Consider the following 25932-nt stretch of genomic DNA (forward strand, 5'->3'; position numbering starts at 1 on the left):
TGGTCGCGGACGCCGAGCTTTGCTAGAAGCCCGCACGAAACCTCAAGCGGGCGACCGTCCCGCACCTGCGGCCCCGGCCGCCCACAACGATCAAGAGCCGCAATGCCGATCGAGGCACAAAGCCCTCCCCTCCTCCGCGACAGCAGCGCGCTCGATGAAGCGCTGATGGCGCGCTTCGCCTCCGCCGGCTTCCTGCGGCTGGACCCGCCCATCCTGCAGCCGGCGGACGCCTTCCTCGACCTGTCGGGCGAAACCATCCGCCGCAGCATGTTCCTCACCAGCAGCGAGGACGGGCAGGAACTCTGCCTGCGTCCGGACCTCACCATCCCGGTGGCCCGCGAGGTGCAGCGCCTGCAACTGCCCATGCCGGCGGCCGTCTCCTACCTCGGCCCGGTGTTCCGCTCCCATTCCGGGGGCGCCGGCGAATTCCGGCAGGCGGGCGTGGAATCCTTCGGCCGCGCCGACACGGCGGCGGCGGATGCGGACATTCTCGCCCTCGGTCTTGAGACCTGCGCCATCTATGGCGTGCCGGATCCCGAAATCCTGATCGGCGACGTGGGGCTGTTCTCGGCGGTGCTGGAAGCCCTGCCGCTCGCCCCGGCATGGCGCCGTCGCCTGATGAAGGACTTCGGCCAGGGCCGGCTGGACGAGGACATCGCCAACCTGAGCGAGAGCGAGGCCAAGGGCACCGCTGCCGTCCATGCGGGCGTGCTCTCGGCTCTGGCCGGCTCCGATCCGGACGCCGCCCGCGCTCTCATCACCGATCTTCTGTCCATCGCCGGCATCACCACCGTGGGCGGGCGCACGGTTTCCGAGATCGCCGCCCGCTTCCTGGAGCAGGCGGCGCTGGAAGGAAACGGCCTCTCGGCCGAGACGGCCGCCATCCTCTCGCGCTATCTGGCCATCACCGGCGCCCCCGGCCCGGCGCTGGAACAGGTGCGGGCGCTGGCGAACGAAGCCCGGATCGACATTTCCGGCGCGCTCGCCGCCTTCGAGGAGCGGGCGAGCCATCTGGCTGCGCATGGGGTGAACCTGTCGGAAGTGGAATTCTCCGCCGCCTTCGGTCGGCCGCTCGATTATTACAGCGGCATGGTGTTCGAACTCAGCGATCCGGAAGGGCGCGTCGCCGCCCCGCTGGTGGCCGGCGGGCGCTATGACCGCCTGATGAGCCGCCTCGGCGCCGAAACCGTGGTGCCGGCCGTTGGATTTGCCGCGTGGGTGGAACGTCTCGCCCTGCTGGAGAGCCAGTCATGAGCGACACGCTGATCCTTGCCGTTCCCTCCAAGGGCCGCCTTCAGGAAAACGTCCACGCCTTCTTCGCCCGGGCGGGGATGCCGCTGGTGCAGGCGCGCGGCGCCCGCGAGTATCGCGGCGCGCTGGGCGGGGTGGACAATGTGGAGGTCGCCTATCTCTCGGCCTCCGAGATCGCGGCGGCACTCGCCTCCGGCGCCGTCCATGTGGGCGTCACCGGCGAAGATCTCGTGCGCGAGAACATCCCGGACGCCGACAAGCGCGTGATGCTGCTTGAGAAGCTCGGCTTCGGCCACGCCAATGTGGTGGTGGCGGTGCCGCAGGCCTGGATCGACGTGCGGACCATGGAAGACCTCGACGATGTCGCCGGTCACTTCCACGCCCGCACCGGCCGGCGCATCCGGGTGGCCACCAAATATGTGAACCTCACTCGCAGCTTCTTCGCCCGTCACGGCATCGTGGACTACCGGATCGTGGAAAGCGCGGGCGCGACCGAAGGCACGCCGGCCGCCGGCAGCGCCGAACTCATCGTGGACATCACCACCACCGGCGCGACACTGGCCGCAAACGCCCTGAAGGTGGTGGATGACGGTGTGATGCTGCGCTCGGAGGCCAATCTCGTCGCCTCGCTGACCGCCCCATGGGGCGAGGCGCAGCATGCCGCGGCCCGCGCCATGTTCGACCGCATGGCGGCCGAAAAGCGCGCCCGCACCATGCGCGAGGTGCGCACACGCTTCGTCCAGTGCGATGCGAACCTCGTGGACGAGGCGGTGAGCCGCTTCCGCTGCGTGGCGCCCTTCGGCGGGCCGACCTCCTCGGGCATGCTCACCCTCCACTGCCCGCCCGATACGCTCCATGCCCTCTCCCTGTTCCTGCGCGAGCGGGGAGCGAGCATGGTGACGGTGGGCCCGATCGAATATGTGTTCGCGGCCGAAAACCCGCTCTATGAGGCGCTTCAGGCCCGGCTCGCCGGGGCCTGAGCGCGACCGATCCGGTCTTCGCGGCGGCGGGCGTAGCCATTGAACGCCCGCCGGGCCGGCTCCTCGATGCGGCTGTACGTGAAGGCCGCAAGCGCAATCACGACACCGAGGATGACGGCCAGCAGCGCAAAGCTCGGCACGACGCCGCCAAGGTCGTAGAGCGTCTTGGCGTGGCCCTCGATCATGACCTCGATCTCGCGCCCTAAGCCGAACCGGCGGTTGGCGAGCCAGACGCCATAGACGGCGACCATCAGCACGATCTGGTGGCCCATGTAGATCGAATAGGACCAGCGGCCGAGTGCCGCGAAGGGCGCCCCCCGCAGCAGTCGGGACACCTGCCCCGCTTCGCGCGCAAAGATCAGCACCACTGCGGCGAACACCACGGGCGCGCCAAGGCTGATGGCCGCCACGGCGTCCGGTCCGCGCCCGGCCTTCACCACGAACAGGACCACGAGGGCGACGGTGACGCCCTCCACCAGCGTCCCCATCACCGAAGGCCGCATGGGCGCCTGCGCGAGCCGCTCATGGACGTGATAGGCGACAACGCCGGTAAAGAAGCCCGCCATGCAGCGGAAGAGGCCGAAATCGGCGGTCGAATTCATGTAGGTGGGCGAGACGCAGGCCAGCAGCACGACGCAGGCGAGCGCAATGACCCCGGCGACCAGTGCGAGGCGCCCCCGCGCCAGAAGGCAGACCGCGCCGAAGAAGAGATAGGTGTAGAATTCCGCGCCGATGCTCCAGCTCGGCGCGTTCCACGCCATGCCGTGCAGGTTCACCGCATTGAGCAGCATGAGGTGGAGCGGGATCGCCACCGCCGAATATTCGCCCGGCCCCCAGGAGAGGGCGAGGCGATCGGGATGCGGCAGCAGGTTGGCAAGGCCGATGAAAGCCACGAAGGCAGCCAGCAGCGCCGCATGCAGAGGCCACAGACGGCCGAAGCGGCGGATGACGAAGCCGACCCAGCTCTCCGCATCATGGAGCCTGTCGCGATAGGCGTGGGACACCACGAAACCGCTCAGGACGAAGAAGAAGTCCACGAACAGATAGGCATTGGCCACCAGCCGCGCATCCATGAGCGGAGACGCGAAAATGAAACAGAAATGAAACAATACAACGAGCAATGCGCAGATCCCGCGCCACGCATCGAGAGCTTCAAATCGGACCATTCTTCGCACCTCCGGCTCTCTGAACGAGCCGGATGCTGTAAGGTTCCCATGCGTGGAGGCAGAGGCGACAAAGCGGATACTTTGTGGCGGGCAGATGAACGGCAGATTTACAGGGATCACTGATGCAGCGGTGGCGACAGCCGACTTTTCAACCGGCGCGCCGGGTTTCGCCCTTTCCCCCTGTCTGGGGACCTTCTAGTCTTCGGCGCGCCCCGCGACAAAGGGGCGCGAGAGCCCGTTATCCTTCCAACGGTCTCTGCGGTGGAGATGAGAGACTGATTCACTCTCGGGTGGTTCCAACCTGAAGGGATCAGACTCTGACAAGTGGAGCCGTCCATGCGTGATGCCGAGCCTCATCCCGTGCGCCTTGCCGATTACCGGCCGCCCGCGTGGCTCGTCGACACGGTGCATCTCGACATCTCGCTCCACCCCACCGCGACGCGTGTGATCTCGCGCCTCGCACTCCGCCGCAATCCCAAGGGGGATGCGACGGCCCCCGTGCTGCTTGATGGCGACGGCCTGACGCTGGTGCGCCTGGCGGTCGACGGCACGCCGCTCGCCGGCGGCGCCTATGAGGCGAGCCCGCAGGCGCTCATCCTGCGGCATCCGCCCTCCGACCGCTTCACGCTGGAGGTGGAGACGCTGGTGGACCCCACCGCAAACACCCAGCTCATGGGCCTCTATCGCTCGCGCGACAATTACTGCACGCAGTGCGAGCCGGAAGGCTTCCGCCGCATCACCTATTTCCCGGACCGCTCGGATGTGCTCGCCGTCTATACGGTGCGCGTGGAGGCGAGCCGCGCGGAAGCCCCGGTGCTGCTGAGCAACGGCAATCTGGAGCGCAGCGGCCCCATTCCCGATACCGACCGGCACTATGCCATCTGGCACGATCCCTGGCCGAAGCCCTCCTATCTGTTCGCCCTTGTCGGCGGCAATCTCTCCAAGGTGCCGGACCACTTCGTCACCGCCTCCGGCCGGCCGGTGGACCTCGGCATCTATGTGGAGCCAGGCAAGGAGGCGCGGGCCACCTATGCCATGGATGCGCTGAAGCGCTCCATGCGCTGGGACGAGAAGGTGTTCGGCCGCGAATACGATCTCGACGTCTTCAACATCGTCGCCGTGTCCGACTTCAACATGGGCGCGATGGAGAACAAGGGCCTCAACATCTTCAACGACAAATACGTGCTGGCGAGCCCCGAGACGGCCACCGACACGGATTATGCCGGCATCGAGAGCGTGATCGCCCACGAATATTTCCACAACTGGAGCGGCAACCGCGTCACCTGCCGGGACTGGTTCCAGCTGTGCCTCAAGGAAGGCCTCACCGTCTTCCGCGACCAGGAATTCTCTTCCGACGAACGCTCGCGGCCGGTGAAGCGTATCTCTGATGTGCGCACGCTCAAGGCTGCCCAGTTTACGGAGGACGCCGGCCCGCTTTCACACCCCGTGCGCCCCGAAAGCTACCACGAGATCAACAACTTCTACACGGCGACCGTCTATGAGAAGGGCGCCGAGGTGGTGCGGATGCTCAAGACCCTGCTGGGGGACGAGGACTTCCGCGCCGGCATGGATCTCTATTACGCCCGCCACGATGGGGACGCGGCGACCATCGAGGATTTCCTTGCGGCCTTTGCGGAGGCAAGCGGACGCGATCTCTCGCAGTTTGCCCTCTGGTATTCACAGGCGGGAACGCCCCGCCTGAGCGCTCAGGGGCAGTTCGATCCCGCCGCGCGCACCTATCGCCTCGACATCCGGCAGGAAACGCCACCTACTCCGGCCCAGCCGGAAAAGAAGCCGGTCGTGCTCCCCCTCGCCATCGGCCTTATCGGGCCGGACGGGCAGGACCTGCCGCTGACTCTGGACGACGGCCGCAACCTGCCCCGCCACGTGATCGAGGTGACGCAGGCCGAGCAGAGCTTCGTCTTCACCGGCATCGATGCGCGCCCGGTGCTGTCGCTCAACCGCGGCTTCTCGGCGCCCATCAACCTTTCGACGAACCTCGCGGACGCCGACCTCGTCTTCCTCGCCGCCCATGATCGAGATCCGTTCAACCGGTTCGACGCCCTTCAGGGCCTTGCCTTCCGCATCCTGAAGGCGGGCGCCGCCAGCGGCACGCTGCCGGATGCGGCGCCGCTGATCGAAGCCGCCCGCCTGCTGCTCGCGGACCCGACGCTCGATCCCGCCTTCAAGGCGCAGGCGCTCGCCATCCCCGGCGAGAACGAGATCGCCCGCGAGATCGGCAGCAATGTCGATCCCGATGCCGTCTTCACCGCCCGCCGGGCATTGAAGCGCCAGTTGGCCACCGCCCTTCACGGCGCGCTGGAAGAGGCCTATGCGGCCCTCGCCGCCCCGCCCCCCTATTCCCCCGGTGCGGCGGCGGCGGGCCGGCGGGCGCTGCGCAATCTCGCCCTCGATTATCTCACCTCCGGTGGCGCACCCGAGGCCATTGCCCGCGCCAAGGCTCAGTTCATGGCCGCGGACAACATGACGGATCGCTTCGCGGCCCTCGCCGTGCTGGTGCAGCACGACACGCCGGAGCGGGCGGAAGCGCTCGACGACTTCTACCGCCGTTTCGTCACCGACCCGCTGGTCATCGACAAGTGGCTGAGCCTGCAGGCGCAGATACCGGAAGCCGGGACGCTGGAGCGGGTGAAGGATCTCACCCTTCTGCCGGTCTTCTCCATGGGCAATCCGAACCGCGTCCGCGCCCTCATCGGTGCCTTCGCCACCGCCAATCCCACCCAGTTCCATCGACCGGACGGAGCGGGCCACGACTTCCTGGTGGATGTGGTGCTCGGGCTCGACGCCAAGAACCCGCAGGTCGCCGCCCGGATGCTCTCGGCTTTCAAGACCTTCCGGCAACTCGAGCCGCTGCGCCGAGCGAGCGCCGAACGCGCCCTGCGGCGCGTGGCGGCTACTCCCGGCCTTTCGGCGGACGTCACCGACATCGCCACCCGCTCCCTCAGTTGAGGGGGGCGGAGACCGATTACTGCCACTTCCGGGATAATGACTGCCGGAAATAGCGCATTATCGGCAGAGCCGCACGGGTCTATCTCCTTGTCCATCGAACGGGGCCGCAGCGCCCCTTCAACAAACGAACAAGGAAACACTCCCATGCGTAACCTCAGCACCTTGGCTTTCGCCCTTGCCGCTTCCCTGAGCTTCTCGGGCCTCGCCCATGCGGATGAATATCTGTCCGCCTCCAACAAGGAATTCTACGCGGTGGCCGCCCAGTCCGCCGCCGAGGCTGCCAAGCCCGCCACCGCCTCGCTCGGCTACGCCGCGAGTTCCGATCGGGCCCAGCAGATCAACACCATCTTCGCCGCGCCGTCCCGCAGCGCCGACCAGCTCGACCTGAAGCTGGGCGACCGCGGCCTCGGCAACAACTGAGCCTGACGGTCCGGATGCCGGCGCGGCGGTCTTCCTCCCCCCCAGTCGCCGCGTCGTCTCCCTCGCCCGCTGGCACCACCAGCGGGCGAACCTATATTTCCAAGATAAGACGCAGCCAGCGAACCATCCGCGGAACTGCTGTTCCCGGCACCTACCGGAAAGGGCCTGCCCCATGTCGCGACTGGACGATGTCGAGGTGTTTCTGCGGGTCGTGGATCGCGGCAGCTTCAATGGCGCCGCCGAGCAGCTCGGCCTGCCGCCCACCTCGGTCAGCCGCAAGGTGAAGGCGCTGGAAGACCGGCTGGGCGTCCAGCTCCTCCATCGCACCACCCGGCGCGTCTGGCCGAGCGAGGCGGGGCAAGCCTATTATCAGAAGTGCGTCGATGCCATCGCCGCCCTCGACCATGCGGATGCCTCCATCCGCGCGCTGACGCAGGAGCCCGAGGGGCATCTGAAGGTCCTGCTTCCCCATTCCACCGGCATCCTCATCGTGGAGCCGGAGCTGGCGAATTTCCGCCGCCGCTACCCAAAGGTCCAGTTGCACATCACGCTCGACAACCATCCGCTCGATCTCATCGAGCACGGCTTCGACGTGGCGGTGCGCCTCGGACCGGTGCGGGATTCCAGCTACCACGTCCGCAACCTCGGATCGCAGCAGCTCATCTTCCTCGCGAGTCCCGACTATCTCGACGAGTTCGGTCGGCCGAGCCATCCGCGCGAATTGGCGGACCACGACATCATCGCCGTGCGCACGTCCCCCGGCCCCCTCGTCTGGCAGCTCGACGGGCCGAACGACAGCTTCGAGATGCGTGTCAGCCCCGCCCTCGATACCAACGACGCCATCATGGCCGTGCGCCAGGCCTCCGGCGCCTGCGGTATCACCATGCTCTCGCGCTGCATGTCGCGGCGGCGCGTCGAGTCGGGTGAACTCGAAGTGGTCCTGCCCGGCTGGCAGCGCCGTGATCCCGTGGAGCAGGTAGCGATCTTCCCCGCCCGCGCGACGCTGGACCTGAAGGTGCGGGTGTTCGTCGACTTCCTCGTGGACGCCTACAACCGCTGGCAGGGCGAAGGTCCGACACGCGATGCCGACTGCGCGCGCCTGCCCGCTACCCCCGCGAAGGCCAAGACGGGGGCCTGACGCGCACCCACCCGGCGCCCTCCCCATAATTCACATGCGGCACCGTCCTCGCGCAGAGGACGGTGCCGACTCGGTTTCAGGGGATGCCCCTCCGCCGGCTACCGCACCTAAACCCGATTTTAGGGCCCCTTGACTCCGCAGACTCTAGACAAGAACCCCCCGATTCGATTCCAATCGACCCGATTCGGAGAGATGCGGCACGTCCCTCCAATCAATCGAGGGCGATAGACTTTGCGGGTGCGTGGCCGCGCCTGCGAAGCGGGATATCCGAAGGGGGCAGGTGATGGCACGCGCCAACGCTGCAAGCGTGGGTGCGCGCGGTGACGCCATTGGTGGTTTGGCGAGATCCGTCGCGCGTCCCGCCTATCAGCGGCTCTTGGAAGCTGAACCCTTCCTGCGCCGCATCGTGCCCGCGCTCATCATCACCTTTCTCGTCGTGCTCGGCATCGGCGCGCTGGTGCAGGTGCATACGCACCGGCAATCGGTGCTCGACAATGCCAAGGACGACCTTGCCCTCCAGGCCCTCGCTACCGCAGAGGGGCTGAACCACCGCCTCAACGGCTCGCTCGCCAATACCGGCTCCGCCCTGCTCGCGGCGCTGCCGCCGCGCGCCACCTCCGGCGGCCGCCGCATCTATGTCACCGATCCGTCCGGCCGGGTGATCGCTGCCGCGCCCGAGAGCGCGCCGCGCGTCACCAGCCTTGCCGACCTCATGGACCCCTCCCAGCCGCTCACCGTGTTCGCCGAGCGCGCCGGCGTGCTGGAAATCGCGGTCGGCGACACGCAGATGCTTGCCACGGTGCGGAACCTCAATCCGCCGCTCGGCCAGATCGTCTATCTCCAGCCCATGAACCGCGCGCTCGCGGTCTGGTCGGATTCCACCACGCTCACCATCACCCTATTCGCCACCACCGGCGCGGTGCTGCTCATCCTCGGCTTCTCCTTCCACTGGCAGGCGAGCCGGGCGCGCGAGGCGGACCACATCTACGACACCGTGCGCATGCGCATCGACACCGCGCTCAACCGCGGCCGCTGCGGCATGTGGGACTGGGACATGGCGCGGGGGCGCATGTATTGGTCCGACACCATGTTCGAGATCCTCGGGCTGGAGCGGCGGGACGAACTCCTGTCTTTCGGCGAGATCGCCAAGCTCGTGCATCCTGACGATGGCAATCTCTACGAACTGGCGCAGGAACTCGCCGAGCGCCCCGGCGCCTCCGTGGACCGCGTCTTCCGCATGCGCACGGCGCGCGGCGACTTCGTGTGGCTGCGCATGCGCGCCGAAGTGGTGCAGCAGGCGGGCGAGGACGGCCCCCACCTCATCGGCATCGCCATGGACGTGACCGAGGCCCAGCGCCTCGCCGAACGCACCGTGACCGCCGACATGCGCCTGCGCGACGCCATCGAGAGCATTTCGGAAGCCTTCGTGCTCTGGGACAGCCAGAACCGCCTCGTGCTCTGCAATTCCAAGTTCCAGACCCTGCATGAACTGCCGGACGATGCCATCGTCGCCGGCACGCCCTTCGAGACCATCGCCACCGTCGGCCGCCACCCGGTCACGCGCACCCCGCTGAAGCCGGAAGACAAGCCGGAGGAAGGCTCGCGCGCCTTCGAGGCGCAGCTCTCCAACGGCCGCTGGCTGAAGATCGCCGAGCGTCGCACCAAGGACGGCGGCTACGTCTCGGTGGGTACCGACATCACCCCGCTCAAGCGCCATGAGGAACGCCTCATGGACAATGAGAAGCGCCTCATGGCGCTGGTGGCCGATCTCAGGAAGTCCCAGCAGACCCTGGAGCATCAGGCCCAGCAGCTCGCCGAGCTGGCCGAGAAATATTCGGAAGAAAAGACCCGGGCCGAGGACGCCAACCGCGCCAAGAGCGAATTCCTCGCCAACATGTCCCACGAGCTGCGCACGCCGCTCAATGCCATCATCGGCTTCTCGGAGATCATGGAGAGCGGCATGTTTGGCCCGCTCGGCTCCGACAAGTACCGGGAATACTGCTCGGACATCAAAGGCTCTGGCACCTATCTCCTCGACGTCATCAACGACATCCTCGACATGTCGAAGATCGAGGCGGGCCGCATGCAACTGGAGCTGGAGGACATCCGGCTCGACGAGATCATCGCGGATGCGATGCGCGTGACGGCCGTGAAGGGAGACGAGAAGCAGCTCGACATGACCGCGCAGGTGGGCGCCGGTCAGGTGATGCGTGGCGACCGCCGCGCCCTCAAGCAGATCCTGCTGAACCTGCTCTCCAACGCCGTGAAGTTCACGCCCGAGGGCGGGCATGTGGCGGTGCGGGCCAAGGTCAACGGCGGGGCGGCCGTCATCGCCATCGAGGACACCGGCATCGGCATTCCGCGTCACGCCCTCAACAAGATCGGCCGGCCGTTCGAGCAGGTGGAGAGCCAGTTCACCAAGACCCACAAGGGATCGGGCCTCGGCCTTGCCATTGCCAAGTCGCTGGCGGAACTGCACGGCGGTTCCATGCGCATCCGCTCCACGGAAGGCGCGGGGACGACAGTGGTGGTGCGCCTGCCCATCCATGGCGTGCCGCACCTCTCGCTCCATTGACGTGCTTTGCGAGCGGGTTGCGCGCCAATCGGATAGCAATGCACAGGAGCCATGCGCAGTCCGCCATGGCGCCGCCATCTTCTTGCCGTTAGAGACAGCGTCATCACTGCGGTGCAATATGCGCGCCGCTTCGATCTGAACGGTCGGCCCTGTTTGGCGCGACCATGGTTTCTTCCATTCGCAGATGTGTGGGCAGCGGGTCTTCCGCCGGGTGCCCCTTCGCTGCATGCGTCCTCGGCAGGTTCGGGGACCGGAAAGGTTTTCGACCCGTGCCCTTCGAGACGTCTTCCCCCGCCCTCGCCCGCGCGCTGGCGGCCCGCTCCTATACGGACCCGACACCGGTCCAGAGCGCCGTGACCGCCCCCGAGGCGACCGGCCGCGACATGCTGGTCTCCGCCCAGACCGGCTCCGGCAAGACCGTGGCCTATGGCCTCGCCGTCGGCCAGACGCTGCTCGGCAGCGATGAGCGCCTGCCGGCGCCTAGCGCGCCCCTCGCCCTCGTCATCGCCCCGACCCGCGAGCTCGCGCTTCAGGTCCACAAGGAACTGGCCTGGCTCTATGCGGAAGCCGGCGGCCGCATCGTCGCCTGCGTCGGCGGCATGGACCCGCTGCGCGAGAAGCGCCAGCTTCAGGACGGCGCCCATGTGGTGGTCGGCACCCCGGGCCGCCTGCGCGACCATCTGGAGCGCGGCCGGCTCGACATGAGCCAGCTCGCCGCCGTGGTGCTGGACGAAGCCGACGAGATGCTCGACCTCGGCTTCCGCGAGGATCTGGAATTCATCCTCGATTCCACGCCCGGCAAGCGCCAGACCCTGCTGTTCTCGGCGACCATGCCGCGCGACATCGCCGCCCTCGCCCGCCAGTACCAGCACGATGCCCTGCGCATCGAGGTGGCGGGCCAGAAGGTCGGCCATGCCGACATCGAATATCGCGCCGTGCGCGTCTCGCCCCGCGAGATCGAGCATGCGGTGGTGAACCTGCTGCGCTTCTTCGAGGCGCCCGGCGCCATCGTCTTTTGCAACACACGTGAGGCGGTGCGCCATCTGACGGCCACCCTTCAGGAGCGCGGCTTCTCCGCCGTCGCCCTCTCCGGTGAGCTCGGCCAGAACGAGCGCAACCTTGCCCTTCAGGCCCTGCGCGACGGCCGCGCCCGCGTCTGCGTCGCCACCGACGTCGCCGCGCGCGGCATCGATCTGCCCGGCCTCGGCCTCGTGATCCATGCGGAACTGCCGCATGACGCAGAAAGCCTCCAGCACCGCTCCGGCCGCACCGGCCGCGCGGGCCGCAAGGGCGTGAGCGTCCTGCTCGTTCCGCCGGGCCGCCGCCGCAAGGCGGACCAGTTGCTCGCCGAGGCCCGCGTGGTGCCCGCCTGGAGCGGACCGCCCACCGCCGAGGAAGTGCGCGCCCTCGATCAGGAGCGCATGCTCTCCGATCCGCAGCTCTCCGAACTGCCCGCCGCCGAGGATGCCAATCTCGCCGAGGCGCTGCTGGCCCAGTACTCCGCGCAGGAACTCGCCACCGCCCTCGTGCGCCTCTATCGCGCCCGCCTGCCGGCGCCGGAGGAAGTCACCGATCCCGGCGAGGGCCGGCAGAAGCGCGACGGCCGCGCGGGCCTTGGTGCCACCGGCACGGGCGGCGCCTGGTTCCGCCTCGCGGTCGGCCGGCGCAAGAATGCCGATCCCAAGTGGCTGCTGCCGCTCATCTGCCGCCGGGGCGGCGTGACCAAGGGCGACATCGGCGCCATCCGCATCTTCGAGAACGAGACCCTGTTCGAGATCGCCGAGCCGCTGGCCGACTCGTTCATCCACTCCGCCCGCGCCAGCGCGGCGGGCGACTATCCCATCGAGCCCCATGACGGCAGCGCGCCCGAGCGGCGCGGTCCGCCGCGCGGCCACGGTCCCGCGGCCGGTCGCGGCGCCGCCGGCGGTAAGGGCAAGGGCTACGGCAACCAGGCCGGCGTGCGCAGCTGGGGCAACGGTCCGGGCGGCCAGAAGGCTTCCCATGGCGCTCGCGGAAAGGTGCGCCCGCACGGCTGACCGCCGCGCGGCATCGCCACATCCTCGCCACACGGCGCAGGCCAAGGCTTGACGGCTCCGCCGCCCCTGAGGGCGCGGGCCGCCAAGCCTTCTTTACGAAAGGGCACATGAGGCCATGATCCTCACACCGTCCCGGATCGCCCAGATCGTCTTCGCCGCGACCCTCGCGGCCACCGGAAGCGCCGCTCAAGCCTCCTCCCACAGCGACGAACAGATCCTCAAGCTCGCCCCCAACGCCCGCATGGAGCAGCGCTGCAACGCCCGCGCGATGGGCGTCATCGGCCGCGAGCACAAGGGCCTGCGTCCCGACGAACTGGTCGCCTATGCCTATGCGGATACGGTCATCAACGGCGGCACCATCCGCGCGCCGGGCGCCGCCGTGCGCAGCGGCGGCAAGTGGTATCACCTCTCCTATGCGTGCCAGACCGCTGAAAGCGGCACCGAGGTGAAGGCCTTCGACTACGCCCTCGGCACGGTGATTCCGCGCGCCGAATGGGCCGAACACTTCCTGGTCCCCTGAGCCCAACGGCCTGGTCAGGCCGGGGCGAGGCGCTCCTGCCAGCCGGCCACTGCCGCCATCTCCACCGGCGCGATCCGCGCGAGGGGACCGGCGAAGGCCTCCCACTGCCCGGCGACGGTGGGGGAAACCGAAGTGAGCACGGGCAGGTCCGCCGCCACCGCCGCGTGAAACGCGTGGGTCAGGCCCCTCCCCTCCGCTTCCTGGCGGCCGAATTTGCTCAGAATGACCACGGCCGGCTGCGTCTGTGGCTCACGCGCCCAGGCGTCCACGGCCGCCTGGACCAGCGCACAGGCCGCCGCGAGCCCCGCTGGATCGAGCGTGCAGCCCGCCGCGCCGGGACCGAGATTCTGCGTCAGCTTGTGACGGGCGCCGGTCACGAGATCCCGCAGCCAGACCTCCTCGCCATCGGCCGCGATCTCCTCGATCACCCCCATGACGCGCCAGCCCGTGGCCGTGAAGTGCTCCGCCGCCGCGCACAGCAGCCCCTGAATGCGCGCGCGGTCCGCGCCGGCGAGCGCAAGGATGCGTGCGTCCGGCTCCGCGAGCGCCACGTCCCGTTCCGCCGCCTGCCCCATTCCGGCCTCCTGTCGCCTTCGCGACAATTGCCCCGTCCCTCCTCCACCGCAAGCAAGAACAGGGCCGCAGGCCAGAGGCGTCAGGCCGCACTCACCGTCAGGGATGCGGCAAGTTCCGTGCGGTTCCGCCCGGCGTTCTTCGCCCGGTAGAGCGCCTGATCGGCCGCCTCGATCAGGGCACGCACACTCTCCGGCGCCGGGCGGTCCTTGGTGGAGGCGATGCCCGCGCTCAGCGTGGTGGCCGGGGGGCCGTCCGGATTGAAGGCGTGGGCCTCCATGGTCCGGCGGATGCGTTCGGTCAGCTCATAGGCGGCGGCGGCGGACGTGTCCGGCAGCACGATCGCGAACTCCTCGCCACCGAGGCGCGCGCCGAGGTCGCTGGCGCGGCGGGCGCAGGAGGAGATGGCGGCGGCGATCATCTTCAGCGTCTCGTCGCCAGCCGAATGCCCGAAGCGGTCGTTGAGCGCCTTGAAGTGGTCCGCATCGATGATGACCACCGAGAGCCAGCCGTCGGTGCGCACGGCGCGACGGAACTCCCGCTGCACCACCTCGTCGAACCGCCGCCGGTTGGCAAGGCCGGTCAGGAAGTCGGTGACGGAGAGCTGTTCGAGCGCGGCCTCCGCCTCCGCGCGCTTGATGCGCTCGCGCCGCAGCCTGAAGCCGAGCACGGCCAGCGCGAAGCAACTGAGGGCGCTCGCAGATCCGGCGATGGCGATGCGCTGGCGCCATTCGGCATCGATGGCATCCACCGGCGTCCCCACCACCAGCATGAGCGGCCATTCCGGCACCCGCTGGAACACGAACAGCCGCTGGCGGCCATCGAGCCGCGAGACGTCGAAATAGGAGCCCTCGCTGGTGCGCTGAAGTCGCGCCAGCTTGGACGGCGAGACGGTGGTGCCGAAGTCGCCGAGCCCGTCGCGCGAGGGCTTGCGCGTCAGGATCTGCCCGCTGTCATGGACGAGAACGAGCGTATTGCCGCCGCCGATGTTGATGTTGGTGAACTGGTCGCGGAAGTCCCGCAACCGCACGAACACCACGGCCACCCCGCGGAACTGGCCCGCATAGGTGATGCGGCGGCTGATGGCCACCTGATATTCGAGGCCCTTGAGACCCTCCCGGCTAAACAGGGCCATGTAGGGCCCCACCAGCGCGCCGCTCACCTGCTCCCGGAAAAAGTCCGATCCGCCGTAATCATCCTGCGCAGGCGTGCCGCTGATGGAGGAGTTGCGGACGGTCCCGCTCGGGGCGAGCATGACGATGGAGCGCACATAGGGGAACTGGACCACCATGCGGGCCAGCAGACGGTCCTGCACGTCCGGAGCGAGCGTGGCGATGGCCTCGTCCTCAAGGACGGCGATCGCCGATTTCAGGATGCTGTCGTAGGAATAGAAGGTCTGGGAGATGTCCAGAACGACCCGGCGGATCGTATCCTGCGCCTCGGCGATGGCCTCGTCTTTGGCGGCATCGTAATAGAAGATCGAATACTGCCGCAGCGTAAACAGAACGAGCGCGCATGCCAGAAGACAGACGAAAACGGGGGCGTTGATCCAGACGAAGCGAGACGCCCCCTGCCGCCCTGCCTTCTCGTCCGTAATGCTCAAGGAAATCCCTCAGCGGCACTCAGCCGGGACTCCGGTCCGGCGGGAGGCCGACACCTAGAACCTCTGTGTGAAGGATAGAAGACACTTTCTCCGGGGTGAACGGCAAAAGCGGGAGGTTTTCCCGTAGCGCCCACCACAATCTTCAGTTGGCGTGGCTTGCCGGCGCATCAACCGGCCGAATGAGCGGATGAGAAGTTGCAATCCGCCACCCGCCTGCACGCACAGGATGCGGCGCAACGGGTCACAAGAAGCGGATGCTCACTGCAACCGTCCAATCCGCGCCGGAGTGGCCGGCGGACCCATGGGAGTCCACCGGGAGCAGGTGCGCCGTTCAGCCCTTGCGACGCCCACCCTTGCGGTACCCCTTCGTGCCGGGATCCGGGCGGGGTCCCGGACGGAAATCGGCGGCACCGAGCGGTTCGGCCCGATCCGTCCCCGGTCCCATGTCGTCAAGCGAAGGCTTGGCCGCACGCGTCGCGGGTCGCGGCGCATAGAGCGGCATTTCGGGGGGGCCGGCGCGGCTTCCGGTGTCGGGCGCGTATCGGGACTGTTCCTCGCCCATGCCCGCATCGTCGGCTGGCTTGGCCGGGGCCCGGGCCCGCCCCTTGCCCTTGGCGGCCGCAGCCGGAAGGTTCGCGGCCTTGCCATATTTGCGCGGACCACGGAAGCCGCCGGTCCGGTCGTCCACCGCCTCCTGCCGCGCCATGGGATCATCAGAGACGGCAAGCTCGGTGGCCTGGAGGCGCTTGATCTCGTCGCGCAGGCGCGCGGCCTCCTCGAAGTCGAGGTCGGCGGCAGCGGCGCGCATGCGCTTCTCAAGATCCGCCATGATGGCCTTGAGATTGTGCCCGAAGGCCGCCCCCTCCTCCGCGAGGCCGGAATCCACTGCCACGTGGTCGCGCTCATAGACGGAGTTCAGGATGTCGCCGATGGCCTTCTTCACGCTCTCGGGCGTGATGCCGTGCTCGGTGTTATAGGCGATCTGCTTCTCACGGCGGCGGGCGGTCTCGGCCATGGCCCGCTTCATGGAGCCGGTCTCGTGATCCGCATAGAGGATCACCCGGCCGTCCACGTTTCGCGCCGCGCGGCCGATAGTCTGGATGAGCGATGTCTCCGAGCGCAGGAAGCCTTCCTTGTCCGCATCCAGAATGGCCACCAGCCCGCACTCGGGAATATCGAGGCCCTCGCGCAGCAGGTTGATGCCGATCAGCACGTCGAAGGCGCCGAGGCGCAGGTCGCGGATGATCTCGATGCGCTCGATGGTGTCGATGTCCGAGTGCATGTAGCGCACGCGGATGCCGTTCTCGTGCAGATATTCCGTGAGGTCTTCCGCCATGCGCTTGGTGAGCACGGTGACGAGGCTGCGATAGCCCTTCGCGGCGGTCGCCCGCACCTCGCCCAAGAGGTCGTCGACCTGCGTGCGCGCGGGTCGGATGTCCACCGGCGGGTCGATGAGGCCGGTGGGGCGGATCACCTGCTCAACAAAGACACCGCCCGTGCGGTCCATCTCCCAGGGGCCGGGGGTCGCCGAGACATGCACCGTCTGCGGCCGCATGGCGTCCCATTCCTCGAAGCGCAGCGGGCGGTTGTCCATGCAGGACGGCAGGCGGAAGCCGTATTCCGCCAGCGTCGCCTTGCGGCGGAAGTCGCCGCGATACATGGCGCCGATCTGCGGCACGGTCACATGGCTCTCGTCGATGAAGACCATGGCGTCGTCGGGCACGTATTCGAACAGGGTCGGCGGCGGTTCGCCCGGCTTGCGGCCGGTGAGCCAGCGCGAATAGTTCTCGATGCCGGCGCAACTGCCCGTCGCCTCCATCATCTCGATGTCGTAGCGGGTGCGCTGCTCCAGCCGCTGCGCTTCCAGCAGGCGCCCCATCTTGTAGAGCTCGTCCAGCCGGTGCTTCAGCTCGGCCTTGATGCCAGTGATGGCCTGGATGAGGGTCGGGCGCGGCGTCACATAATGCGAGGAGGCGTAGACCTTCACGCTCTTCATGTCGCCAGTCTTGTGGCCGGTGAGCGGGTCGAACTCGACGATGCTCTCCACCTCGTCACCGAAGAGTGAGATGCGCCAGGCGCGATCCTCATAGTGGGCGGGGAAGATTTCCACCACGTCGCCGCGCACCCGGAAGGTGCCGCGTGCGAAATCCGACTGGATGCGCTTGTACTGGAGGGCCACGAGATCGGCCAGAAGCTGGCGCTGGTCGATGCGCTCGCCCACCTCCAGCTTGAAGGTCATGGAGGCGTAGGTCTCCACCGAGCCGATACCGTATATGCAGGACACCGAGGCGACGATGATGACGTCGTCACGCTCCAGCAGCGAGCGGGTCGCCGCATGGCGCATGCGGTCGATCTGCTCGTTGATGGAGGATTCCTTCTCGATATAGGTGTCCGTGCGCGGAACGTAGGCTTCCGGCTGGTAATAATCGTAGTAGGAGACGAAGTACTCGACGGCATTGTCCGGGAAGAAGCTCTTGAACTCGCCATAGAGCTGCGCCGCCAGCGTCTTGTTGGGCGCCAGCACGATGGCCGGGCGCTGCAGCGTCTCGATCACCTTGGCCATGGTGAAGGTCTTGCCCGAACCGGTGACGCCCAGCAGCACCTGATCGCGCTCGCCCTGCCGGGCGGCCTCCGTCAGTTCCTTGATGGCCTGCGGCTGGTCGCCCGAAGGCTGGAAGTCGCTCTTCATCACGAAGCGGATGCCGCCTTCGCTCTTCTCCGGGCGCGGCGGGCGATGGGGCACCCAGGTCTGGCCGTTCACCTCCGGCCGCCCGTTCTCGATCAGTTGCGAGAGCGCCTGCACCGTAGCGGAGGCGCCGCTCGATTCGAAATCGACGGAGAGATCGCCGGGGTTGAGCCCCAGAGACTGCGCGAGCGCGGGATCGAGCGGCTGGGGGGGCGCGGGCTCGAAATGACGCTGTGAGCGCTCACCGAGCTTGCCGGGACGGGATGCTTTGGCCATGGCGCCAATATGGGGGCGACGGCGCGCAGTGGGAAGATGGCACGCGGAACAAAACGGGACCGCCCGGAGGATGTCCGGGCGGCCGCGCGATGCGTGTCAATCCACGATGAACAGCTTCGCGCCGGTCGCCGTCCGGGAGCGGTGCGGCTCGGCATTGTCGGCCACCTGATAGCTGGTGCCCGGCGTCAGGGTGAAGGTGCGACCGTCCTCGAGGGTGGTGTGCAGTTCGCCTTCGAGGCAGAGCAGGATGTGCCCCTTCACGCACCAGTGGTCGGAGACATAGCCCGGCGAGTACTCGACCATGCGGACGCGGATGTCGCCGAACTGGCGGGTGCGCCACAAGGCGAGGCCCTGCTCGCCTTTGTGCTCAGTGGCGGGAACCTCGGCCCAGTCGGTGGTGCCGAAGGGAATGCCGGTCATCTTCACGGGACAGTCTCCATCACTTCCCGCGCCGGATAAATGCGCCGGAAGGGCTGGATCAAAACCGCGAAACAGGCGTTATTTCCAGCCTTTTCGGCAAACGTGACCCTTGCCGTAAGGACAGCCCCTTCCGCCCGAGACCGACAGGACGCCCATGCCCAATCTCGCCCCCGCCGCCTTGCCCATCCTGATGCTGCTGGCTTCGAACATCTTCATGACGTTCGCCTGGTACGGCCATCTGAAATACAAGGCTTCGCCCATCCTGATCGCCATCGTGGCGAGCTGGGGCATCGCATTCTTCGAATATTGTCTGGCGGTGCCGGCCAATCGCATCGGCTCAGGCATCTACACGACGGCGCAACTCAAGACGATCCAGGAGGTCATCACCCTGGTCGTGTTCGCCGGTTTCTCGGTGCTCTATCTCAAGGAGCCGCTGGGCTGGAACCATGCAGTCGGCTTCGCCCTCATCGTGGGCGGCGCCTTCTTCATCTTCCACAAATTCTGAAGATCGAACCCGTTCAGTCGCGGCGGAGAGTCCGCCGCGCCTTGATCCGCACGGGAACGGGCTTGGGCTCGCGCCGCGGAAGCAGCAGGAAAGCCGCCGCAAGACCGAAGACAGTGAAGACGGCAGTCATGGACATCGACACGGCCGTACCCTCCGTGGTTTCAAGGCTCGCCGCGGCCGCGCGGTCCAAGCTCAACACCAAGGTGACAGCGCAGATCGCCAACATCAAGACAATGGTGAGGGCGATCTGTGCCACAACGCCTCCAATTTGGTGCTTCTTGACGGCGCGCGCGAGCACCTGCGGGTCCGCGGCGGACGGCCCCAGTTCCTGCAATTCGAACGCATGACGCTGTGACATCATCATTGTCCCTCGAACGGAGGGTCGCCCCGCTGACACGATGGCGCAGTCTGGCGACGGATCGACACTGCAACGCACGAAACCAGCGAATCGGTTCCCCACTTGGCGTCAAGGCTGACGCTGGGGCGCGCAGAGAGTGTGGCGAACAGGTGGCTGGCAGCGGTAAAGTCGTGGCGTTTTCATGATTTCAATCACGCCAGCGAGAGTTCCCCGCACTCATCCCCAGTAAACAGCCGCGCCGGCATCTCGGGACTCCAGTCCATGCCCACATGGCAGGGCGCAGCCTCCATCCGGTCGATCCAGCCACGCACGTTGGGGAAACCGGCGAGATCGAAGTCGCCTTCATGGGCCACATGCGTGTGGGCATAGAGGGCGATGTCCGCAATGGTCAGGCTCTCGCCCACGAAGAAGGATCGCGCGACCAAGTGCCGCTCCATGACGCGGAGCGCGCCGTACCCCTCTTCCATCCAGCGGTCGATGTCATGGGCCCGCAGGTCGCGGCCGCCCCGCACCTGCCGCAGCCAGAAACGGGCCTGGGCGATTCCCGGCTCGTGATTGTTCTGCTCGAAGAACATCCAGCGCAGCGTGTCCGCCCGCGCCACCGGATCGGGCGGCAGGAAGGGCGTGCCCTCGGCGAGATAGAAGAGAATAGCGTTCGACTCGGCGAGGATGTGTCCGTCCTCAAGCTCCAGCAGGGGCACCCGCCCCTCCGGATTGAGCTGGAGGAATTCGGGCGTGCGATTCTCGCCCGCGAAGATGTCCACCTCCACCAGACGGAACGGCAGGCGGAGCTTCGCCAGCAGCAGCCGCACCTTGTAGGCATTTCCCGACGAGCGGGTGGAATAGAGCGTCAGCACGGCAGGGTCCCGGGTGGTCGGCTGCTAGATGGGCGGAAGCGGCATCCGGCGCAACCCGCGGACTCATCAAAAGCGCTGCGCAATTCATTCCGCAACATTGCTTGTTCCGGGCGGACGGCTCCATTAGTGTCCCGCGCGCCCGGCAAGGCTATATGGCGCGCCGGGATTTTCGTGTCACCTTCGCGTCGCCCCAGCGCAGAGAACGCGGCTGGAGCGATGTGCCCGGAGCCTTACGGCCATGAGCCTTCTCTCGTCCGCCCTCAAGCGTATCAAGCCCTCGCCCACCATCGCCATTTCCAACAAGGCGCGTGAGCTGAAGGCCACCGGACGTGACATCATCGCCCTCAGCGCCGGCGAGCCCGATTTCGACACGCCGGACAACATCAAGGAAGCGGCCATCGCGGCCATCCGCCGGGGCGAGACCAAGTATACCGCCGTGGATGGCATGCCCGAGCTGAAGGCGGCCATCTGCCGCAAGTTCAAGCGCGAGAACGGTCTCGACTACAAGCCCTCGCAGGTCACGGTCGGCACCGGCGGCAAGCAGGTGCTGTTCAATGCCCTGGTCGCGACGGTGGACGCCGGCGACGAGGTGCTGATTCCCGCCCCCTTCTGGGTGAGCTATCCGGACATCGTGGAATTCTGCGGCGGCAAGCCCGTCTCCGTGCCGACCACGATCGAGGACAATTTCAAGCTGCGTCCGGACGTGCTGGAAGCCCACATCACGCCGAAGACCAAGTGGCTGATCTTCAACTCCCCGTCCAATCCGTCGGGCGCCGCCTACAGCTTCGATGAGCTGAAGGCCCTCACCGACGTGCTGCTGCGCCACCCGCACGTGATGATCCTCACGGACGACATGTACGAGCACCTCGTCTATGACGACTTCAAGTTCGTCACCCCGGCGCAGGTGGAGCCGCAGCTCTACGACCGCACGCTGACCATGAACGGCGTGTCCAAGGCCTATTGCATGACCGGCTGGCGCATCGGCTATGCGGCCGGCCCCGAGGCCCTCATCAAGGCCATCGGCACGCTGCAGTCGCAGTCCACCTCCAACCCCTCCTCCATCGCCCAGTGGGCGGCGCTCGAGGCGCTGGACGGTCCGCAGGACTTCATCGCCGAGAACAACAAGGTGTTCAAGGAGCGCCGCGATCTCGTGGTGTCCATGCTGAACCAGGCCAAGGGTCTGCATTGCCCGAAGCCGGAAGGCGCCTTCTACGTGTTCCCGTCCTGCGCCGGGACCATCGGCAAGAAGACCCCCGAGGGCAAGGTCATCGCCACGGACGAGGATTTCGCGACCGAGCTCCTGAGCGCAGAAGGCGTTGCGGTGGTCCATGGCTCGGCCTTCGGCCTCGGCCCGGCCTTCCGTATCTCCTATGCGACGGCGACCTCCGATCTCGAGGAAGCCTGCCGCCGCATCCAGCGCTTCTGTGGCGCATTGGTCTGAGTTCCAGAAAAAAGGAACCTGGGGCCCTCGGGCGCGTTGGCGAACGGTTGAGACCGAGCTAAGGCTTGCCCACCCGCAACGGGTGGGTAACCCTCTGGGCCCGTTTGGAGGAAGGCACTATGAAGACTGTCTTTAAGGCTGGCATTGCCGCCGCGCTCGCTTGCGCTGGCATCGCGTTCGCTGCCCCCGCTTCGGCCGCGAACATCCAGGTGGGCACCCTCGTGTGCACCGTCGCGCCCAACATCAGCTTCGTGATCGGCTCGGTCCGACAGCTCGACTGCAACTTCCGTCCGAGCGTGCGCGGCGCCAAGGCCGGCAAGTATGCGGGCACGGTCCGCCGCTTCGGCCTCGACGTGGGCATCTCCGGCCAGCAGACGCTGGTGTGGGGCGTGCTCGCCCCGACCCGCCGCGTCTCTCCGGGCGACCTCGCCGGCACCTATGTGGGCGCCACCGCGAACGCCGCCGTCGGCCTCGGTGTGGGAGCCAATGCGCTTGTGGGGGGCTCGCGCAACTCCTTCACCCTGCAGCCGGTCTCGGTTGAAGGCGGCACGGGCCTCAATGTCGGCCTGACCGTCTCCGACCTCACGCTCACCGCGCGCTGATCGAACTTCCGCCCCCTGTCCAGCGTGGACAGGGGGCGTCACTTCCGGCCGGTCCGACCGGCCGCTTCATTGGGGGATTCCCATGCGTCTCATGTCTGTTCTCTCCGCCGCCGCCGTGGTCGGTGCGGCGTTCGCTGCTGCCCCGGCTTCCGCGCAGACCGCGCCGAAGGTCCAGGTCGGCGTCCTGTCGTGCAAGGTGGCTCCGGGCGTCGGCCTGGTGTTCGCCTCCAGCCGCCAGATCTCCTGCGACTTCCTGACCGGCACCCCGACCGCCCCGGTCGTCTCCGCCCAGTACACCGGCACCGTGAACCGCTACGGCGTCGACCTCGGCGCCACCGGCGCCGGCACGCTGCAGTGGGGCGTGTTCGCGCCGTCCACCTCGCCCAAGGCTGTCGACCTGACCGGCAAGTATGTCGGCGCGACCGCGAATGTGGCCGTGGGCTTCGGCGGCGGCGCCAACGTGCTCCTCGGCGGCTCCAACCAGACCATCGCCCTTCAGCCCGTCTCCGTGGAAGGCATGACCGGCCTCACCGTCGCGGCTGGCATCGGCGACCTGACCCTCACGCCCGTCCCGGCTGCCAAGCCGGCCAAGCGCGCCAAGTACGTCAAGTGAGCCTGTCCGGCCTGCCGGATCGCTCGGGGGAGGCGCGGCGCATGCCGCCGCGCTTCCTCTCAGGCGCGCTCGCCCTTCTGCTGACCGGCCTCGCCGTTCCGACGGCCGTCGCGCAGGACCAGGGCTCCGGCCGCAAGTCCATGACATTCCAGCCCGTGCCGCGCACCGCCTCCCCGGCGCTCACGGCGACGGACCCTGCCGCAGTGCCGCCGGTAGCCCCGGCAGAACCGGCTCCGGTCCCTGCGACGGCCGACAAGGGTCCGACGCGCGTCCAGAGCGGCCTCCTGGAGTGCCGCGGTGAAAGCGCGACCGCCTATGGCCTTGGCTCGACTCGCACCGTGAGCTGCGAATACCGGCCGGCCTCGGGACAGAATCAGTATTACACCGGCACCCTCAACCGGGCCGGCCTCGATTTCGGCGTCTCCGACCAGCCAAGCATGCTCTGGATGGTGCTCGCCACCTCCGGCCGCCTCGGCCCCGGTGCCCTCGCCGGCGAATATGTGGGCTTCACCAGCGGCGCCGCGCTCGGTTCCGGCTTCTCCGCCAACGTTCTGGTGGCCAAGGACGCGAACACCGGCATCGCCCTCCAGCCGCTCAGCGTTTCGGCCGAGAACGGCCTCAGCATCTCGGTGGCTGCCGCAAGCCTGACCCTCCAGCCCTCCGGCCCACCCAAGCACTGACCGTGCCTTTACGAAACACGGCCGTTTGAATTGCGCGCGGCCGCCGCGCGCATGATCCTCCGCCCAACGGAGGATTGCATGCTCATCAAGTCGAAGCGCGGCTGGGAAATTCCCGAACATCTTGCGACACCGGAAGACATCTTCCTGTCGCGGCGGCGCCTGCTTGGGGCGGGCGCCGGACTGATCGGCGCCAGCCTGCTGCCGGGCGTTGCCCAAGCCGCCGAAACCGATCCGTCCGCCAGCCTCTATCCGGCAAAGCGCAACGAGCGTTACACGCTCGACCGCCCCATGACGCCGGAGAAGGACGCCAGCTCGGTCAACAATTACTATGAGTTCGGCACCAACTATGACGTCGGCCGCGCCGCCGCGAAGCTGAAGGTGCGGCCCTGGACCGTGACCATCGACGGCATGGTGGAACAGCCCCGGCAGGTGGGCATCGACGATCTCCTGAAGGCGATGACGCTGGAAGAACGCCTCTATCGCCACCGCTGCGTCGAGGCCTGGTCCATGGCCGTTCCCTGGACCGGTTTTCCCATGAAGGCCTTCGTCGATTACGCCCGTCCGCTCTCGGGCGCGAAATACGTGCGCATGGAGACCTTTCTCGATCGCGACGTGGCGCCCGGCCAATCCGGCCGCTTCTATCCCTGGCCCTATGTGGAGGGTCTGACAATGGCCGAGGCGACCAACGAACTCGCCTTCCTTGTCACCGGCATCTACGGCAAGCCCGCCCAGAACCAGTTCGGCGCACCGCTGCGGCTGGCAACGCCCTGGAAATACGGCTTCAAGTCCATCAAGGCGATCGTGAAGTTCACCTTCACCGACCAGCGGCCCAAGAGCTTCTGGGAAGTTGTGCAGGGCGCGGAATACGGCTTCTGGGCGAACGTGAACCCGCAGGTGTCGCACCCCCGCTGGAGCCAGGCCACGGAGAAGGACATCGCCACCGGCGAGCGCCGGCCGACCCTCCTCTACAACGGTTATGGCGAATTCGTCGCCGGCCTCTATGGCGATCCGGCGCTGAAGGGCGAGAAGCTTTTCATGTGAGCGGTAATCCCGCGCTGTGCCGCGCGAAATTTAAAAATGTGTTGCACGCCAGCGCTTGACCGTTGGCGTGCCCGGGGCCATCGTCCGCGCAACATGGTGATGCAGGAGAAGACGATGGCTCGAACGGTGCGCAAGGCATTGGCTCAGGCCGGTATGGCTGCCGCGCTGGTGCTCGCGAGTGTCGTCGCGCCCGCGCATGCCCAGAGCCTGCTCGAGAAGAATTTCTGGCTTCCGAACAGCAAGTTCACCGGCAATGTGCCCGCGTGCAGCGAGCCCCTCGCGCTCGGCACCATCTCCAACCACTTCGCCGAGACGGAGCGGATGTACTGGCACAACGGCGCCAACATCGTCAGCTATTCCAACGTCAAGGAAATCGCCGACAAGCCGTGGGGCGAGGGCTTCGTGCCGCGCCGCTACTGCCAGGCGACCATCGTCACCAACGACACCAAGCAGCACACCATCTATTACTCGATCATCGAGGATGGCGGCTGGCAGAACATGACCTGGGGCGTCGAGTGGTGCATTCCGGAGTATGACCGGGAATTCGCCTACGCGCCCAAGTGCACCATGGCCCGTCCGTGAGGCTTCTCGCCGGCTTGCTGCTGCTTCTGGCGACGGCAACCGTCGCGTTCGCCGCCGAGGATAAACCTGGCGCGTTTGATTTCTACGTTCTCTCCCTTTCCTGGTCGCCCAGCTATTGCGCCACGCGCGACAGGCCGGACGGCCTGCAATGCGGCGGCCCCCGCCCCTTCGCCTTCGTCGTGCACGGCCTGTGGCCGCAGTATGAGAAGGGCTATCCGCAGGATTGCGATCGCTCGTCGCCACGCCTGCCCCAGCGCCAGATCGACGGCATGCTCGACCTGATGCCGAGCCCCGGCCTCGTCATCCATGAGTGGCGCAAGCACGGCACCTGCTCGGGCCTTTCGGCGACCGCCTATTTCGACCTCGTGCGCAGCGCCCGCGCCAAGGTTGAGATCCCGCCGTCCTATGTAAACCCGACGGACTACCGCATGGTCTCGCCGGCCGAGGTGGAGACCGCCTTCATCGCCGCCAATCCGGGACTCGAGGCCAACATGCTGTCGGTGGACTGCGACAAGACGCGGCTGCGCGAAGTGCGCATCTGCCTCTCCAAGTCGCTCACCTTCCGCCCCTGCCCCGAAGTGGACGCCAAGAGCTGCCCAGCCGGCCGGCGCCTCGCCGTTCCCCCCTTGCGCTGAGGCC

23 protein-coding genes are annotated in these 25932 nt (G+C 67.4%); 16 read left to right on the plus strand and 7 right to left on the minus strand.

Going from position 1 to position 25932, the window contains the following annotated elements:
- Positions 1 to 102 precede the first annotated feature (102 nt).
- Entirely contained in the window at positions 103 to 1254 is a 1152-nt protein-coding gene (locus DFO45_RS14660; protein WP_133865448.1) for an ATP phosphoribosyltransferase regulatory subunit, read from the plus strand.
- Positions 1251 to 2231 carry an ATP phosphoribosyltransferase gene (gene hisG / locus DFO45_RS14665; protein ID WP_133865449.1) on the plus strand — a complete coding sequence of 327 codons (981 nt, stop codon included), beginning with the start codon at positions 1251 to 1253 and terminating at the stop codon, positions 2229 to 2231. The genes DFO45_RS14660 and hisG overlap by 4 nt, the downstream gene beginning before the upstream one ends.
- Here the strand turns inward: hisG and DFO45_RS14670 are convergent.
- Complete coding sequence (locus DFO45_RS14670) at positions 2207 to 3397, minus strand: acyltransferase (protein WP_133865450.1); 1191 nt, start codon at positions 3395 to 3397, stop codon at positions 2207 to 2209. The genes hisG and DFO45_RS14670 overlap by 25 nt on opposite strands.
- A gap of 336 nt (positions 3398 to 3733) precedes the next feature.
- Between DFO45_RS14670 and pepN the strand changes: the two genes are divergently transcribed.
- The 6 genes from pepN to DFO45_RS14700 all read left to right on the plus strand — a co-directional run bounded on the left by pepN (position 3734) and on the right by DFO45_RS14700 (position 13056).
- The gene (pepN, locus tag DFO45_RS14675; RefSeq protein WP_133865451.1) at positions 3734 to 6367 is read left to right on the plus strand and encodes an aminopeptidase N; all 2634 of its coding nucleotides are present in this window, start codon (positions 3734 to 3736) and stop codon (positions 6365 to 6367) included.
- A 144-nt stretch (positions 6368 to 6511) separates the two neighbouring features.
- On the plus strand, positions 6512 to 6787 hold the full coding sequence (locus DFO45_RS14680) for a hypothetical protein (protein WP_133865452.1): 276 nt from the start codon (positions 6512 to 6514) through the stop codon (positions 6785 to 6787).
- Between the two features lie 172 nt (positions 6788 to 6959).
- Entirely contained in the window at positions 6960 to 7925 is a 966-nt protein-coding gene (locus DFO45_RS14685; protein WP_133865453.1) for a LysR family transcriptional regulator, read from the plus strand.
- A gap of 283 nt (positions 7926 to 8208) precedes the next feature.
- Complete coding sequence (locus DFO45_RS14690) at positions 8209 to 10500, plus strand: PAS domain-containing sensor histidine kinase (RefSeq protein ID WP_012171646.1); 2292 nt, start codon at positions 8209 to 8211, stop codon at positions 10498 to 10500.
- A gap of 269 nt (positions 10501 to 10769) precedes the next feature.
- Complete coding sequence (locus DFO45_RS14695) at positions 10770 to 12536, plus strand: DEAD/DEAH box helicase (protein WP_245518101.1); 1767 nt, start codon at positions 10770 to 10772, stop codon at positions 12534 to 12536.
- A 115-nt stretch (positions 12537 to 12651) separates the two neighbouring features.
- Entirely contained in the window at positions 12652 to 13056 is a 405-nt protein-coding gene (locus DFO45_RS14700; protein ID WP_133865455.1) for a DUF930 domain-containing protein, read from the plus strand.
- Positions 13057 to 13070: 14 nt separating this feature from the next.
- Here DFO45_RS14700 and DFO45_RS14705 read toward each other — a convergent pair whose 3' ends face one another.
- From DFO45_RS14705 to DFO45_RS14720, 4 genes are all read right to left on the minus strand, one after another.
- On the minus strand, positions 13071 to 13631 hold the full coding sequence (locus tag DFO45_RS14705; RefSeq protein ID WP_133865456.1) for a DUF2478 domain-containing protein: 561 nt from the start codon (positions 13629 to 13631) through the stop codon (positions 13071 to 13073).
- Between the two features lie 80 nt (positions 13632 to 13711).
- On the minus strand, positions 13712 to 15232 hold the full coding sequence (locus tag DFO45_RS14710) for a diguanylate cyclase (protein WP_133865457.1): 1521 nt from the start codon (positions 15230 to 15232) through the stop codon (positions 13712 to 13714).
- 331 nt (positions 15233 to 15563) lie between these two features.
- Positions 15564 to 18194 (minus strand): excinuclease ABC subunit UvrB, encoded by a 2631-nt coding sequence (gene uvrB, locus DFO45_RS14715; protein WP_133865458.1) that lies wholly within the window; start codon positions 18192 to 18194, stop codon positions 15564 to 15566.
- A gap of 96 nt (positions 18195 to 18290) precedes the next feature.
- The gene (locus DFO45_RS14720) at positions 18291 to 18620 is read right to left on the minus strand and encodes a DHCW motif cupin fold protein (RefSeq protein WP_133865459.1); all 330 of its coding nucleotides are present in this window, start codon (positions 18618 to 18620) and stop codon (positions 18291 to 18293) included.
- A 148-nt stretch (positions 18621 to 18768) separates the two neighbouring features.
- Here DFO45_RS14720 and DFO45_RS14725 point away from each other — a divergent pair, with 148 nt between their 5' ends.
- Entirely contained in the window at positions 18769 to 19119 is a 351-nt protein-coding gene (locus DFO45_RS14725) for a DMT family protein (protein WP_012171653.1), read from the plus strand.
- Between the two features lie 13 nt (positions 19120 to 19132).
- Here the strand turns inward: DFO45_RS14725 and DFO45_RS14730 are convergent, their stop codons facing one another.
- Positions 19133 to 19483: a hypothetical protein gene (locus tag DFO45_RS14730; RefSeq protein ID WP_133865460.1), complete on the minus strand. Its 351-nt coding sequence runs from the start codon at positions 19481 to 19483 to the stop codon at positions 19133 to 19135.
- Between the two features lie 185 nt (positions 19484 to 19668).
- Positions 19669 to 20334, minus strand: a complete 666-nt coding sequence (locus DFO45_RS14735; protein ID WP_133865461.1) for a glutathione S-transferase family protein — start codon at positions 20332 to 20334, stop codon at positions 19669 to 19671.
- 238 nt (positions 20335 to 20572) lie between these two features.
- Between DFO45_RS14735 and DFO45_RS14740 the strand changes: the two genes are divergently transcribed.
- The 7 genes from DFO45_RS14740 to DFO45_RS14770 all read left to right on the plus strand — a co-directional run bounded on the left by DFO45_RS14740 (position 20573) and on the right by DFO45_RS14770 (position 25928).
- Complete coding sequence (locus tag DFO45_RS14740) at positions 20573 to 21775, plus strand: pyridoxal phosphate-dependent aminotransferase (RefSeq protein WP_012171656.1); 1203 nt, start codon at positions 20573 to 20575, stop codon at positions 21773 to 21775.
- 119 nt (positions 21776 to 21894) lie between these two features.
- Positions 21895 to 22377: a DUF992 domain-containing protein gene (locus DFO45_RS14745; protein ID WP_133865462.1), complete on the plus strand. Its 483-nt coding sequence runs from the start codon at positions 21895 to 21897 to the stop codon at positions 22375 to 22377.
- 82 nt (positions 22378 to 22459) lie between these two features.
- Positions 22460 to 22990, plus strand: coding sequence for a DUF992 domain-containing protein (locus tag DFO45_RS14750; protein WP_012171658.1), 531 nt, complete (start codon positions 22460 to 22462; stop codon positions 22988 to 22990).
- Positions 22991 to 23031: 41 nt separating this feature from the next.
- Positions 23032 to 23670 carry a DUF992 domain-containing protein gene (locus DFO45_RS14755; protein WP_133865463.1) on the plus strand — a complete coding sequence of 213 codons (639 nt, stop codon included), beginning with the start codon at positions 23032 to 23034 and terminating at the stop codon, positions 23668 to 23670.
- Positions 23671 to 23748: 78 nt separating this feature from the next.
- Positions 23749 to 24711: a protein-methionine-sulfoxide reductase catalytic subunit MsrP gene (msrP, locus tag DFO45_RS14760; RefSeq protein WP_133865464.1), complete on the plus strand. Its 963-nt coding sequence runs from the start codon at positions 23749 to 23751 to the stop codon at positions 24709 to 24711.
- Positions 24712 to 24825: 114 nt separating this feature from the next.
- Positions 24826 to 25293: a hypothetical protein gene (locus tag DFO45_RS14765; RefSeq protein ID WP_043879476.1), complete on the plus strand. Its 468-nt coding sequence runs from the start codon at positions 24826 to 24828 to the stop codon at positions 25291 to 25293.
- Entirely contained in the window at positions 25290 to 25928 is a 639-nt protein-coding gene (locus DFO45_RS14770) for a ribonuclease T2 (RefSeq protein ID WP_133865465.1), read from the plus strand. The genes DFO45_RS14765 and DFO45_RS14770 overlap by 4 nt, the downstream gene beginning before the upstream one ends.
- The last annotated feature ends 4 nt before the right edge of the window (positions 25929 to 25932 follow it).

Source organism: Azorhizobium sp. AG788 (assembly GCF_004364705.1).
Classification (GTDB): domain Bacteria; phylum Pseudomonadota; class Alphaproteobacteria; order Rhizobiales; family Xanthobacteraceae; genus Azorhizobium; species Azorhizobium caulinodans.